The sequence below is a fragment of the Muriicola sp. SD30 genome (genome assembly GCF_041205185.1).
Lineage (GTDB): Bacteria > Bacteroidota > Bacteroidia > Flavobacteriales > Flavobacteriaceae > Muriicola.
The window spans coordinates 790,543-805,060 of the sequence record NZ_JBGEWB010000002.1 but is presented as its reverse complement, the minus strand read 5'-3'; the positions used below and the strand labels follow the sequence as shown (position 1 = coordinate 805,060).

Annotated in this window: 16 protein-coding genes and 1 tRNA gene; 14 read left to right on the top strand and 3 right to left on the bottom strand. The window is 43.3% G+C overall.

All coding sequences use genetic code 11. From position 1 onward, the window contains the following. The first annotated feature begins 12 nt into the window (after window positions 1–12). On the top strand, window positions 13–471 hold the full coding sequence (locus AB8P51_RS08725) for a hypothetical protein (protein ID WP_369748423.1): 459 nt from the start codon (window positions 13–15) through the stop codon (window positions 469–471). A 7-nt stretch (window positions 472–478) separates the two neighbouring features. Here AB8P51_RS08725 and der read toward each other — a convergent pair whose 3' ends face one another. Then, window positions 479–1,780, bottom strand: coding sequence for a ribosome biogenesis GTPase Der (gene der, locus AB8P51_RS08720; protein ID WP_369748422.1), 1,302 nt, complete (start codon window positions 1,778–1,780; stop codon window positions 479–481). A gap of 130 nt (window positions 1,781–1,910) precedes the next feature. Here der and AB8P51_RS08715 point away from each other — a divergent pair, with 130 nt between their 5' ends. Next, window positions 1,911–2,420, top strand: coding sequence for a GTP-binding protein (locus AB8P51_RS08715; protein ID WP_369748421.1), 510 nt, complete (start codon window positions 1,911–1,913; stop codon window positions 2,418–2,420). On the opposite strand, the gene era is transcribed toward AB8P51_RS08715, so the two are convergent. Together era and AB8P51_RS08705 are read right to left on the bottom strand one after the other, a co-directional pair. Further along, a complete protein-coding gene (era, locus tag AB8P51_RS08710) occupies window positions 2,411–3,295 on the bottom strand; it encodes a GTPase Era (protein WP_369748420.1) in 885 nt (294 codons plus the stop codon). The two genes, AB8P51_RS08715 and era, sit on opposite strands and share 10 nt — an antisense overlap. After that, window positions 3,282–4,646, bottom strand: a complete 1,365-nt coding sequence (locus AB8P51_RS08705; RefSeq protein WP_369748419.1) for an alanine/glycine:cation symporter family protein — start codon at window positions 4,644–4,646, stop codon at window positions 3,282–3,284. Before AB8P51_RS08705 ends, era begins: the two co-directional genes overlap by 14 nt. 122 nt (window positions 4,647–4,768) lie before the next feature. On the opposite strand from AB8P51_RS08705, the gene AB8P51_RS08700 reads away from it, so the two are divergent. From AB8P51_RS08700 to AB8P51_RS08645, 12 genes are all read left to right on the top strand, one after another. Beyond that, a tRNA-Met gene (locus AB8P51_RS08700) sits at window positions 4,769–4,841 on the top strand. Window positions 4,842–5,568: 727 nt separating this feature from the next. Next, on the top strand, window positions 5,569–6,177 hold the full coding sequence (locus AB8P51_RS08695) for a TetR/AcrR family transcriptional regulator (RefSeq protein WP_369748418.1): 609 nt from the start codon (window positions 5,569–5,571) through the stop codon (window positions 6,175–6,177). Window positions 6,178–6,240: 63 nt separating this feature from the next. Next, window positions 6,241–7,512, top strand: coding sequence for a TolC family protein (locus AB8P51_RS08690; protein WP_369748417.1), 1,272 nt, complete (start codon window positions 6,241–6,243; stop codon window positions 7,510–7,512). Between the two features lie 14 nt (window positions 7,513–7,526). Continuing rightward, window positions 7,527–8,420, top strand: coding sequence for an HlyD family secretion protein (locus AB8P51_RS08685; RefSeq protein WP_369748416.1), 894 nt, complete (start codon window positions 7,527–7,529; stop codon window positions 8,418–8,420). A gap of 60 nt (window positions 8,421–8,480) precedes the next feature. After that, entirely contained in the window at window positions 8,481–8,957 is a 477-nt protein-coding gene (locus tag AB8P51_RS08680; RefSeq protein ID WP_369748415.1) for a hypothetical protein, read from the top strand. A 24-nt stretch (window positions 8,958–8,981) separates the two neighbouring features. Beyond that, entirely contained in the window at window positions 8,982–9,398 is a 417-nt protein-coding gene (locus tag AB8P51_RS08675) for a hypothetical protein (RefSeq protein WP_369748414.1), read from the top strand. Window positions 9,399–9,410: 12 nt separating this feature from the next. Continuing rightward, window positions 9,411–10,334: an ABC transporter ATP-binding protein gene (locus AB8P51_RS08670; RefSeq protein ID WP_369748413.1), complete on the top strand. Its 924-nt coding sequence runs from the start codon at window positions 9,411–9,413 to the stop codon at window positions 10,332–10,334. 35 nt (window positions 10,335–10,369) lie between these two features. After that, a complete protein-coding gene (locus AB8P51_RS08665) occupies window positions 10,370–11,104 on the top strand; it encodes an ABC transporter ATP-binding protein (RefSeq protein WP_369748412.1) in 735 nt (244 codons plus the stop codon). An 11-nt stretch (window positions 11,105–11,115) separates the two neighbouring features. Beyond that, window positions 11,116–12,222, top strand: coding sequence for an ABC transporter permease (locus AB8P51_RS08660; RefSeq protein WP_369748411.1), 1,107 nt, complete (start codon window positions 11,116–11,118; stop codon window positions 12,220–12,222). 1 nt (window position 12,223) lies between these two features. Further along, window positions 12,224–13,345, top strand: coding sequence for an ABC transporter permease (locus AB8P51_RS08655; protein WP_369748410.1), 1,122 nt, complete (start codon window positions 12,224–12,226; stop codon window positions 13,343–13,345). Then, entirely contained in the window at window positions 13,345–14,106 is a 762-nt protein-coding gene (locus AB8P51_RS08650) for a TIGR00730 family Rossman fold protein (RefSeq protein WP_369748409.1), read from the top strand. Before AB8P51_RS08655 ends, AB8P51_RS08650 begins: the two co-directional genes overlap by 1 nt. A gap of 5 nt (window positions 14,107–14,111) precedes the next feature. Beyond that, window positions 14,112–14,498 carry a hypothetical protein gene (locus AB8P51_RS08645; protein ID WP_369748408.1) on the top strand — a complete coding sequence of 129 codons (387 nt, stop codon included), beginning with the start codon at window positions 14,112–14,114 and terminating at the stop codon, window positions 14,496–14,498. Window positions 14,499–14,518 lie beyond the last annotated feature (20 nt).

The following is a 14,518-nucleotide window of genomic DNA, read 5'->3' as shown; positions in this document are numbered from 1 at the left end:
AATCCCCATTCTATGCCAAGAATAATCCTATTAACTCTATTGTGTTTTGCTTTTACAAGTTGTTCTGAGGATAATAAAACAGATTGTTCTCTAGTCTTGTGTGCGGCTAATGATTCCATCAATCTGGAGCTCATTGCAGATGGGGAAAACGTTATTTCTAATGGTACGTATACCCTTCAAAATATTGAAGTATCAGGAAATTCCTCGGAAAAGCTAGAGATACGTGTCTTTCCCGATACGCAGGGCGCAACTAGCGGTTTATTAGAAATCTCGAGCTTCGACTGGCAAGCAGGTACCTATTTCTACACTATTTCTTTGGGCACTGACTACGAATTTGATCTGGAAGTAACTTTTAGTACCACTGATGACTCCTGCTGCGGAGACCGACTGGTAATTACAGAGCTAAGTTCTAATGATGTTTTTACTGATGCAGAAACCCATTCTTCTTTCTACACCATTGTGCTGAATTAGACGTCCATTATTTCTTCCGCATAAAGATGGTTACCGGAACCCCGGTAAAGTCGAAATTATCCCGAAGTTTATTCTCCAGAAAACGTTTGTAAGGTTCTCTCACATATTGGGGAAGGTTGCAAAAAAAGGCAAACTGTGGGTAGGGAGTAGGAAGCTGGGTAATAAATTTGATCTTGACGTATTTACCCTTATAAGCCGGGGGAGGTGTATGCTCAATAATAGGTAGCATTACATCATTTATTTTTCGTGTTGGAATCCTTTTGCTCCTGTTGTTAAAAACTTCTACTGCCGTTTCAATAGCCTTGTAGATCCTTTGCTTAGTAAGGGCAGAAACAAACAATATGGGAACATCCGTAAAAGGCTCTATTGCCTTTTTGATTTTTCGTGTGTACTCTTTAACAGCATGGGTATCTTTTTCCACCAGGTCCCATTTATTAACCAGAATTACAATCCCTTTATTATTGCGCTGTGCAAGCCAGAAAATATTTTCTACCTGCCCGTCAAAACCGCGGGTTGCGTCTAACATAAGGATACAGACATCACAGTGCTCAATGGCCCGGACTGATCGCATGACCGAATAGAACTCCAGATCTTCCTTTACCTTTGCCTTCCGCCTTATTCCAGCTGTATCTACCAGATTAAATTCAAAACCAAACCGATTATACTTAGTATCGATACTATCTCTTGTGGTTCCTGCGATATCGGTCACTATGTATCTTTCTTCTCCTATAAGTGCATTGATAAAGGAAGATTTACCGGCATTTGGCCTTCCGACAACCGCGAATCTCGGGAACTCGCTTTTCGACTCTTCTTTCTCGGGCAAAACTTTTACCAGTTCATCAAGCAGTTCCCCGCTCCCGCTACCATTAATACTTGAAATAGGAAAGTATTCTCCCAGACCCAGGGAGTAAAACTCTACCGCATCCTGTAGCCGCTGTGTATTGTCGACCTTGTTAACTGCCAGAAAAACAGGTTTGTCAACACGCCGCAAAAGATTGGCTACATCCTCATCCATGCCTGTTATACCCGTTTCCACATCGACCATAAAAATGATAGCATCCGCTTCCCCTATCGCCAGTTCTACCTGCTTGTCGATCTCTTTCTCAAAAACATCATCGCTGCCCAGTACATAGCCTCCTGTGTCGATTACCGTAAATTCTTTCCCGTTCCAATCGCTCTTCCCGTAATGGCGGTCACGGGTTACTCCGCTTACCGCGTCTACGATAGCTTCACGCCGCTGGATCAGGCGGTTAAAAAAGGTTGATTTCCCAACATTGGGTCGGCCCACTATGGCAACAATTGCGCTCATACGTTAAAACTAGGGGACAAAGGTAGTATTAATAAAGCAACTTCCAAGCTATGTAATATGCCATAAAATCTACTGCCTGAGGCCGTTCATAATTATTGTAAATCGTATCTTTTCTTATATTGCCATAGGCATGAAACCATTACCAAACGAAATAGTACTACGTCCCAGATTCAATCTCGAACGAGAAGAGGATAAGGAAGTCCTTTTGAAGTATTTTGAAGACAGTACTGAATCACCCTATGTTGTTAAGCGAATTGACGATCATGTTTTTATTAAATTCAACTCGAAAGAAACACATTTCTGGTCACCTCAACTCCATCTGGAAATTATTGAAAATGAATCGGGAGGGAGTAAAGTGCACGGTTTATTTGGACCCAATCCCACACTGTGGACCTTTTTTATGTTTCTGCATTTTGGAGTAGCCACCTTTTTTATCATTTTCGGAATCTGGGCATATAGTAGTGCTGCACTAAATAAACCCTACGGATGGTTACTGGGGGCGATGGGCGCAATGATCGTATTGTGGTTCCTTTTTTACTTTATGGGAAGGGCGGGCAAAAAAAAGGGAAGACCTCAGATGCAACAGCTTCATCTATTCCTTATGAAGGTAATATCCCGGAAAGAAGCTTCTCAGGATTGATATCCAAAGCGTCGCAGTTGTCTACTGTCACTCCGCCAGTTCTTATTTACTTTCACATAGAGTTCTATGTGGACCTGCTTATCAAAAAACTTCTCAAGGTCTTTTCTGGCCTCTACCCCTACCCTTTTTAAAGCACTTCCTTTGTGTCCGATCAGAATACCCTTTTGGGAATTACGCTCTACCATGATAACAGCACGTATGCGGATGATCTTTTCATCCTCCAGAAACTCTTCCGTCTCAATCTCCACGGCATAAGGGATCTCCTTTTTGTAGTGTTTCAGGATTTTTTCACGGATGGTTTCATTGACAAAAAAGCGTTCCGGACGATCTGTTAACTGATCTTTCGGAAAGTATGGCGGGGCCTCGGGCAAGAGGGCTACGATTCGCTCAAAAACATTCTTAACATTGAAATTGGTCAAAGCGGAAATCGGATGTAATTCTGCCCCGGGCAATTCTTCCTGCCAGTATTGAACCTGCTCTTCAAGTAAGGCCTGGTCTGCTGTATCTATCTTGTTTAACAAAAGTAAAACGGGAATTTTGCTGTTTTTGATCTTTTCGAAGAACGATTCGTCCTTTAGTGCCTTTTCCCCTATCTCAACCATGTAGATTAGAACATCTGCATCTTCAAAGGCCGACTTTACAAAATCCATCATGGCATTTTGCAGCTGATATGCTGGTTTTATAATCCCGGGGGTGTCTGACAGGATAACCTGAAAATTTTCTCCGTTGACAATCCCCAAAATGCGATGACGAGTGGTCTGAGCCTTAGAGGTAATTATGGAGAGCTTCTCCCCTACGAAGGCATTCATAAGGGTAGATTTCCCCACATTGGGATTTCCTATGATATTGACAAAACCGGCTTTATGCTTTTCCATCCTTTAACTGAGCAAAGTATTTTTTAGCTGCTGCATTTACTTTGGGTGCAAGGTACAACACTGCGATCATATTCGGAATAACCATTAAGGCGTAAGAGAGATCAATTAGGTTTTTAACCAGATCGAGTGAGGCAACAGCAGCAAAAACGATCATCAACACAAAGTATACATTGTACCATTTTCCAATCCTTGCATTAGAGAGGAAAGACAAACTCTTTACGCCATAGTAGGAATAAGTAAACAAGGTAGATAAGGCAAATGCCGTAACGATAAGCATCAGCAATTCGTCCCCATAACCAAAAAGGGTTTTTCTAAAGGCGTTCAGTGTCATCACTATTCCACTACCATCTTCCAGATAAGCCCCACTGAGAATAATGACGACTGCAGTGAAGGTACAGACCATGATCGTATCGATAAAGGGCCCAAGCATAGCTACCAGGCCTTCTTTGATGGGTTCGTCATTCTTGGATTGCCCGTGATACATAGGTGCACTCCCCAGACCGGCTTCGTTAGAAAACATGGCCCTTCGTATCCCAATAATGACCAGACCCCAAAAGCCTCCGGTTACAACAGTCTTAAAATTCCATGCTTCAGTGATAATCATTTTGAGAGAAGGCCATACCAATTCTGAATTCATAGCCATTACCACAATGACTGCTGCGAGATAAACCAAAACCATGAAAGGGACAATAGCAGAGGCTACCTTCGCTATTTTTGTCAATCCCCCGAAGATCACAAAAGATGTAATAATGGCGAGGATGACACCTATTCCCAGTTTCCAATTGAACTCACTGGTTGCATATAGGGTCTCTACCGGATCAACCACGCTCATAAAGGTCTCGGTAAATTGATTAGCCGTAAATACTCCCAGAAATCCAAAAAGGCCACAGATGCAGAAGAATACCGCCAAAGGCCTGGCCTTTGACCCCATTCCCTGGGTTATATAAAACATGGGGCCTCCCTGTAATTTACCATCAGAATCTGTCCCCCGGTACATGATGGCCAAGCTGCAGGAATAAAATTTAATACACATTCCTATCAGAGCTGTAATCCAGATCCAGAAAACTACTCCGGGTCCACCATCATGGATGGCAATAGCCACTCCAGAGATATTTCCGAGTCCGACTGTTGCTGCGACCGCAGCAGACAGGGCCTGGAAGGAACTAACATCCCCCTTGGCATTCTTATCATCGTATTTCCCGGATGTAATTGCGATTGCATGGCCAAAGAAGCGATAAGGCAAAAATCTGGAGTAGAAAACCAGGAAGAGACCTCCACCTATCAAAAGGATAAACATGGGCCATTCCGTGTAGGGAATCAAACCGGAAAGAAAATCATTCAATATTTCCATAGGCAAGCTGAAGTTCCGAAGGTAGGTATTTTTCAGATTTTAGTCAGACCCTGGCCTATCAAATAATTGTGGAAGCAAATTTTGATATTCCTAAAAAACCGTTGTATCTTTGCCGTCCACATCGCGGGGTAGAGCAGTAGGTAGCTCGTCGGGCTCATAACCCGAAGGTCGCTGGTTCGAGTCCAGTCCCCGCTACAAAGAAAACCATCAGCTTCAGCTGGTGGTTTTTGCTTTTGGAGCAAACCGAACTCGTTCGAGTTTGCGAAAAAAGGGAAAGCCAGGCCTTGTGAAACAAGGCAGATGGTTTTCTTTGTAAAGCCACTTCCAAGGCCGTTTTTGAGCGAAGCGAGAAAACAATCCAGTCCTATATGAAGTTGTGGACAAACCGAACTCGTTCGAGTTTGCGAAAAAAGGAAAAGCCAATACCTCGCTAAGGCGAGGTTGATGGCTTTCTTTGTGAAGCCCTCCCGATAGCTATCGGGACCCATTTCCGAGCGTAGCGAGGAAATGAATCCAGTTCCCTTTGGACATGACAAATTCCAAATGACATAGTTATAGACGGCTTTCTTTATAAAGCTCTCTCTTTGGCCCTCCCGATCCACCGAAGTGGAACGAAGGTGGGGAGGAAAGAATCCAGTCATATTCCAAATTACTTCATTTCTTATATTTCAAGTACATATTTAATGATTTGGACAATTCAAGCTTTATTGTGTCCAAAAAATCCTTCGTTTTTTGCGACCAACTCGCTTTGGAGCTTTCATGGGAGACCTACACTGTTAAGAATCCATTGCTACATAGAATCACGCCACTTTTAAAAAAGATAAACTATCCATGCTAAATAAATATTAAAATTAAACCGGAAACTAAATTCGTAAGCAATTTTTTATAACTTTATTAACCATTTAGTTAAATCATGTAGTTAATGAAAGATTCCACGACAGAACAGAAAATTTTAGAGGCAGCAATCAACATATTCCAGAAGAAAGGAATGGCCGGGGCACGCATGCAGGAAATCGCTGACGAGGCCAGAATAAACAAGGCTATGCTGCACTATTATTTTAGGAGCAAACAACGATTGTTCGAAGCTGTTTTTATGCAGACTTTTCTAAAGTTCGCCCCGCAGATCAATGAAATTTTCAGTAGTGATGCTACTGTATTCGAAAAAGTAAGAAGCTTTGTAGACCGCTATATCTCCTTTGTACAGGAAAATCCGTATATCCCCTCTTTTCTGATTCAAGAGATAAATAACAATCCGGAATTTGCACATAATTTTTTCAATACTCATGGGGTTCCCGACCCCAGTCCTTTTGAAAAACAAATAACTGAAGAAATAGAAAAAGGTGTCCTAAAAACCATAGACCCAAAGCAAATGATTTTAAACCTTTTTTCGTTGACTGCATTCTCGTTTGCAGCCAATGGTTTGGTCAAAGGGCTTTTGAATATTGACGAGGAGAATTTTAAAATGATGATGGAAGAACGTAAAAAATTGATACCCGAGCTTATTATAAGTTCCATTAAAAATTATGGATGATGAATATCATTGAAACGGAGACTCTAAAAAACAACATTTGCTTGAACAACTAAATACGATACAATGAATAGACTATTTTCAATTCTCGTATTCATTTTACCCTTTATGGTTGCGGCCCAAGAGACACTTACGCTAGATGAGTGTTTTAAACTGGTAACCGAAAACTATCCGTCGGCAAAACAGTCCGAACTATTGAAAAATCAGGTACGACTGGATATCGAAGCGATCCAAAAAGGAAAATTGCCCAAATTGGATATTAATGCACAGGCCACTTACCAATCGGATGTGACCAGTTTACCCCTCCAACTTCCCAATGTAACCATCGAACCGCCCAACAAGGATCAGTACCGGGCAACTCTGGACGTAAACCAATTGATCTACAACGGCGGGCTGATCGATGCGACCTCCAAAGTGAAGGAGGCCACATCAAAAGTAAACCAACAACATGTAGATGTAAATTTGTACGGTCTGAAAAATCAGGTCAACTCGATGTACCTATCGGTGCTATTGTTGCAGGAAAACCAAGCCTTGCTAAATGCAAAGGAGGAGCAATTGAAATCCCGCATCGAAGAGGTAAGGGCAGGCGTAAAATATGGAGCACTGCTAGCCTCCTCCGAACAGGCATTGGAAGCGGAACTCCTAAAAATAAAACAGCAATTCGCAGAACTGAGTTATAACAGATCGGCCTTGGTACAGCGGTTGTCGCTGCTTATAGGAAAGGAATTGTCCGAAGATGTCAAACTCACAAGACCAGAAGTTTTTTTGGGCGCGACCGAATCACAACGGCCCGAATTACAGCTCTTCGATCTTCAACAGGAACAGATCGATTATTCCTCCCAACTACTTTCAAAATCAAACCTGCCCAAAGTGAATGCCTTTGCACAGGGCGGTTACGGGAATCCCGGTCTTAATATGCTTGACAATTCGTTCAACACCTTTTATATGGCGGGGCTCAAATTGAATTGGAACGTGTTCGACTGGAAAAAGACCAAGACCGAAAAACAATCCCTTGAAATCAACAAAGAGATTATCGACTCTCAAAAAGAGACTTTTGAACTCAACAACAGTATGGAACTCGTCAATCTGCAATCCGAAATCGATAAAATCGAGGCATTGATCGCCACCGACAATGAAATCATCGCCCTTCGGGAGAACATCCTGAAAACAGCGGAATCGCAATTAAAGAACGGGGTCATCACATCATCGGCCTATATAACCGAATTTACGAATCTATACGAGGCCAAAAGCCATCTGAACTTACACGAGACCCAGTTATTGTTGAACAAAATTCAATACCAGATTACAAAAGGAGCCTATAACAAAAACCGATTTTAATTCAATCTATCGCAATGAAACAAATATATAATAGCATCGCAGCACTTCTTGTAACTACCCTTTTGTCCTGTACCGGCAATGGGAACAAGGCCGATGGTTACGGAAACTTTGAAGCCACGGAAACCACTATTTCCGCAGAGGCGAACGGCAAGCTTTTGACGTTTAGTGTCGAGGAGGGAAACGTATTGGACAAAAACCAACTGGTCGGCGTAATCGATACCGTTCAGCTATCGTTAAAACGCGATCAATTGTTGGCCTCTAAAAACACCATCTTTTCCAAATCACGAAATGTACTCTCACAACGGGAAGTGCTCAAAGAGCAATTAAGGGTTGCCCAAAACGATCAGAACCGGATTGCAAACCTTGTGAAAGCGAACGCCGCTACCACAAAACAACTTGACGATATCAACGGACAGATTAGCATTATAAAGGAACAAATGAAAAGTGTAGAGAGCCAGAACGCACCGATCGTAAACGAGGTCAAAAGCATTGAGGTACAGGTGCAACAGATTGAGGACCAGATCGAAAAGAGCGTTATTCAAAACCCGGCAAAGGGAACGGTTCTGGTAAAATATGCCGAACCCAACGAAATTACGGCCTTTGGGAAACCCCTGTACAAAATCGCCGATCTCGATGAAATGATACTTCGTGTGTATATCAGCGAAAACCAATTGGCCAATCTAAAAGTAGGTCAAGAGGTTACGGTAAAAATCGATGATGCAGACTCGATGAAATCCTATCAAGGGCAAATATCATGGATCTCCGATTCAGCCGAGTTTACCCCAAAGATCATACAGACAAAAGAGGAGCGGGTCAATTTGGTGTATGCGGTAAAAATCAGGGTAAAAAATGATGGGAGCCTGAAAATTGGGATGCCTGCGGAGATGTGGCTTTCCAGTAGTCAGTAGGCGGTTGCAGTTGGCAGTTTTCTGGTTCAAATGTCAAGTTCAAAATAAAAGATAATTAAGATGAAAAAAACAGCACTATTAATCTCACTTATATCCTTGGCTTTTGCAAGTTGCAAGCAAACATCAAAGGAAGCCCAAAAAAACACAGAGGCTCAAACCGAAACCCAAACGGTTGAAACAGAACATCATCCGGACAGCGAGTGGGTCAATGAAATTGTATTAAACAATGGCTTCAAATGGCAGGCGAACCAAGAGACTACGGATGGGGTCGTTGCGATGTTGGCTTTGATAGGCAAAAGCAAGCTTTCCTCAAGGGAAGATTACAAGAAGTTGGGCGACAGCTTAAATGAGGTCAAGAACACCGTAGTAAAGGAGTGCACCATGAAAGGGGCCTCCCATGACAACCTACATGTCTGGTTACATCCGCTTATCGAAAAAATAAAACTTCTTCAGAATACTGGAAGTGTTGAGGAAGGGGCAAAATTGACTTCCAATATAAAGGAACATTTGGAGGGTTATTACGAATATTTCAACTGACCTATTCACTAAAAAGTCACTATTATGAACGGTAAAAACAACATTGCGGTAGGATTCTTGACCATGGGACTTTTCATGGCCTACGGATTCATTTTGATCTATTTGAGGGACTTTGCCCCGGGCAAGGAAGAATGGGTAAACAGCTACTCCGTAGGGAAGCATTTTGAAAGCAGATTGGCCCATGTTCACGGTAATCTATTTGCTTTTTTGAACATTCTGATCGGCTATTTACTATTACATTTTCGAGAACGGCTTTCGAGCGTAAAAGCAATATCATGGCTCGCCCTGATCGGTTTGTTGATGCCCTTGGGCATTTTGGCCGAAGTCTATTTGGGCCTTCCGCCGATTTTCGTCCTGATCGGTGCCCTATCCATGACCACCTCGGTAGTCTGGATGGGAATCTCCTTTTATAAAATGAAGTTGAAACCAGGAATAGATTAACCCCAAATACCCATGTCCATTTCCTTAAATAACATCAGTAAATCGTACGGCAAGGTCAAAGCCTTGACCGATATTTCCTTTGAGGTGGAACAAGGGGAACTGTTCGGATTGATAGGCCCCGACGGGGCGGGCAAGACGACCCTGTTCCGAATATTGACCACCTTGTTGTTTCCCGATGAGGGAGAGGCCACGGTTGCGGATTATGATATTATCAAGGATTTTAAGGATATCCGAAGCCATGTCGGTTATATGCCGGGAAGGTTCTCACTCTACCAAGACCTTACGGTAGAGGAAAACCTGAACTTTTTCGCGACGATTTTCGGAACGACCATCGAAGAGAACTATGATCTGATCAAGGACATTTATGAACACATCGAACCCTTTAAAGATCGGAGGGCCGGTAAGCTTTCTGGGGGGATGAAACAGAAACTGGCCCTTTCCTGTGCCTTGATACACAAACCGAAAGTATTGTTCCTTGACGAGCCAACGACCGGAGTCGATCCCGTTTCCCGAAAGGAACTTTGGGAAATGCTCAAACGGTTGCAACAGAAAGACATTACAATTTTAGTTTCGACCGCCTATATGGACGAGGCCAGCCTTTGCGACCGGATCGCACTTATACAGGATGGGACCATCCTGAAAATAGACCGTCCGCAAAAAATCATAGATACCTTCCCCAAAAATATCTTTAACGTTAAGGCCAACGCTACCTACAAGTTGTTACAGGATTTGGAGGTCTATCCCGATACACATAGTGTCTATCCGTTCGGGGAGTATGTCCACTTTACAAGCACCGACCTGAATTTCAACCCTTCGGACTTGCTTCATTATTTGGAGGAAAAACAACATTCGGATATCGAAGTCTCGGAAACCGTTGCCACCATTGAGGATGCTTTTATGGAACTGTCCAAAGAAAATGAATTGATCGATAATTAAGAGGCAAAACCTGATAGGTCTAGCCACAAAAAAAAATGGAAAACGAAAATGTCATACAGGTCGAGAATCTGACCAAAATGTTCGGCGATTTTACCGCGGTCAACGAAATCTCGTTCGAGGTGGGCAAGGGCGAGGTCTTCGGATTTTTGGGTGCGAACGGGGCAGGCAAGACCACCGCCATGAAGATGCTGATCGGTATTTCCAAACCGACATCCGGAGAGGCCGCCGTTGCAGGTTTCGACGTAATATCCCATGCCGAGGACGTGAAGAAGAGCATCGGTTATATGAGCCAGAAATTCTCGTTGTACAATGACCTTACCATCAAGGAAAATATTGTTTTTTTCGGGGGAATCTATGGTTTGCAAAAATCGGTCCTAAAGGAAAAGACACAGGCATTGATAGACGAACTGGGGCTTCACGACCATGCGGATGAACTGGTACGTTCCCTCCCGTTGGGCTGGAAACAGAAGGTCGCTTTTTCCGTAGCCCTTTTGCACAATCCCAAGATCATATTTCTTGACGAACCTACGGGGGGTGTAGATCCCATTACCCGTCGGCAGTTTTGGGAAATGATCTATCGCGAGGCCAGTAAGGGGGTTACCATCTTTGTTACGACCCACTACATGGACGAGGCCGAATATTGCGATCGGGTCTCCATCATGGTAGAAGGTAGAATAGAGGCCTTGGATACGCCCAAAAAATTAAAGGAACAGTTTAAAGTGGATTCCATGAATGAGGTATTCCTGAAACTGGCAAGGAATATCGAATAAATAACAGCTAAATGAAACGATTCAGGGGATTTGTCATCAAAGAGTTTTATCACATTTTTCGTGATAAACGCACATTGGTCATTCTGTTCGGGATGCCCATCGTTCAGATCCTTTTGTTCGGATATGCCGTTACCAATGAGATCAACAACGTTGACCTAGCCATTCTGGACAAATCCAAGGACACCGAGACCCAAAAGATCATCAACGATATCGAGGCCTCAAAATACTTTAAGATCAGCGATATGCTGGACGACGAGGGCCAAATAGAATCCATATTCAAAAAGGGGCAGGTAAAGGCTGTATTGGTATTCGGCCCCAATTTCGACAAGAACTTGGTAACCCAAAATTCCGCTGATGTACAGATCATTACCGATGCCACCGAACCCAATGTGGCCAATTCCGTAAGCAATTATTTGTCCTCCATTTTACAGAAATACCAAACGGACATCAACAAGGCCATAAAGGTGCCGTACCAGATCGTACCGGAGACCAGAATGTACTATAATCCCGAACTCAAGAGCGTCTTTATGTTCGTGCCCGGCATCATGACCGTAATCTTGATGCTGGTCTCGGCCATCATGACCTCCATCAGTATTACAAGGGAAAAGGAACTCGGCACCATGGAAATTCTTTTGGTTTCCCCCCTGAAGCCCTTTCAGGTTATTTTGGGCAAGGTATTTCCCTATGTTTTCCTTGCGATAGTAAACGCCATAGTCATCTTGGCCCTTGGCTTCTTTGTATTTAAAATGCCCATACAGGGCAGTTATTTCTTGTTGGCATTGGAAAGCATCCTGTTCATATTCAGCGCACTTTCATTGGGCATACTTATCTCGACGATTTCCGAGACGCAACAGACCGCGATGATGGCCTCCTTGATGGGGCTTATGCTCCCGACCATATTGTTGTCGGGCTTTATTTTTCCCATTTCCAGCATGCCCGTCGCCCTACAGGTCATCAGCAACATCATTCCGGCAAAGTGGTTCATCATCTTGATCAAGGGAATTTTGTTGAAAGGGGTAGGTATTACGGTACTGTGGAAGGAAACCTTGGTGCTATTGGCCATGATTACCGTATTTATTGGGGTCAGCATAAAAAAATATAAAATAAGACTGGAGTAGTATGAGAACGATTAACTTCTTACTGGTCAAGGAATTCAAGCAGATCTTTCGTAACAAGCCGATGCTGGTCATTATTTTTATGTTGCCGGTCATACAGTTGTTGATATTGGCCAATGCCGCTTCCTATGAGGTAAAGAACATTGCGTTCTCTGCAATCGATATGGACAATACTCCCTATTCACGAGAGTTATTGAGCAAATTCAAGGCTTCGACCCAGTTCGATTTTATCGCCATGTACCCTTCCGAAGAAAAGGCGAAAGAGGCCATGCAGAGTGGCACGGTAGATGTCGTACTGCACATACCCCAATATTTTGAACGCAACCTACAAAAAGAAAAAAAATCAAAGCTTTTGGTAACCATCAATGCCATCAACGGTTCGGCGGCGGCGGTCGAGAATATTTATGTTACCTCGATCATCAAGGATTTTAACCAAGCGGTCCAAGTAGATCTGATCGATCCGGCGGATATGTCACAAATGCCGAAAAAGGTAAATGCCATCCCCCTTTTCTGGTTCAATCCCGAACTGGATTACAAGACCTTTATGGTTCCGGGAATCTTGGTACTGCTGGTAACCATGGTCGCCCTTTTTCTTGCCGGAATGAACATTGTACGCGAAAAAGAATTGGGCACTTTGGAACAGATCAACGTAACGCCTATCAAAAAACACGAGTTCATCATCGGAAAATTGACACCGTTCTGGATTTTGGGCATTGCCGAACTGATAATCGGTCTGGTCATCGCCAAAATAGCCTTCGACATTCCCATGGTGGGCAATTTGGCACTGCTGTTCCTGTTTGCCACGGTGTACTTATTGGTCGTCCTTGGTATCGGCCTGTACATATCCAATTTTACGGAGACCCAGCAACAGGCCATGTTCCTTGCTTGGTTTTTTGCGGTCATCTTTATACTGATGAGCGGCTTGTTTACCCCCATAGAAAGTATGCCCATCTGGGCGCAGTTCATTACCGAATTCAATCCCGTTAAATATTTCGTGGAGGTGGTGCGCATGGTCATGTTGAAAGGATCTTCATTATCGGATATTTCCCCGCAATTGATAAAACTGGGCATTTATGCCCTGTTGATAAATGCGTTGGCCGTATGGAGCTATAAAAAGGTTAGCTGATGGAAAACAACAATAACAATCGATTACATACCGATGAATCCAAATTTTTAAGAGGCCCACTTTCCCGTTTCAAGGAACTCTTCTTCACATTCAGGGTCATGTTCAGTTTTATAAAGGCCTTCCGGAAAATGCACTTTATCGGACCTTGTGTAACCGTTTTTGGTTCGGCACGATTCGAGCCCGACAATCCGTATTACCAACAGGCCGAAAAAGTCGGGGCTGCCTTAGCGAATTTGGGCTTTACGGTTATGACGGGCGGAGGGCCAGGAATAATGGAAGCGGCCAATAAAGGAGCTTACGAGGCTGGTGGTTATTCCGTGGGCTGTAACATCATCCTTCCCTTTGAACAAAAACCGAATCCGTATCTGCATAAATGGATAGACATCCGTTACTTCTTTGTGCGCAAGTTCCTCTTGATAAAATACTCCTATGCCTTTGTAGTGATGCCAGGGGGAATGGGCACCTTGGACGAGCTCTTCGAATCGATTACCTTGATTCAGACCAAGATGATCCAAAACTTTCCGGTGGTCATTTTCGGTTCTGAATACCACAAGGAACTCTGCCAACACATTCAGATCATGGCGAAAGAGGAAAGTATTAGTCCTGAGGACATGAAACTACTGTTCGTGACCGATTCCGTGGAAGATATGGCGGCACACATTAAGACCCACGCCATCGAAAAGTTCAAACTGGTCAAAAAAGAGCAAAGACCCAAATGGTGGTTCGGGGAAGGAAACCAAAAAGAAAGTATAAAAAATTGAAAAAGATGAAAAGCAAGATTATTACGTACGCTACCGTAGGAGTTTTGATGGCATTCGCTCTGTTGACCTTGTTTTTGAGCAGCTCGGTCATCTTCGATTGGTTTGGCATACGGGCCAAAGAAGGTAATTATGTACCCTTTGTAGTCTGGGCAAATTTCTTTTGCAGTTGGCTCTATCTCCTGGCTGCTTACGGATTTATCAAGCTAAGAAAATGGACTCATAAAATTCTGGTAGCTGCTGCCCTAATTTTGATTATCGCCCTTATAGGCCTGTTCTTTCATATTAATAACGGTGGACTGTACGAAACCAAGACCATAGGCGCCCTTATTTTTCGAATCTCCCTGACCTTGGTTTTTGCGTTGTTGGCTTATTTACGGATAGTAAGAAAATGAACCCCTATTTCCATATAATT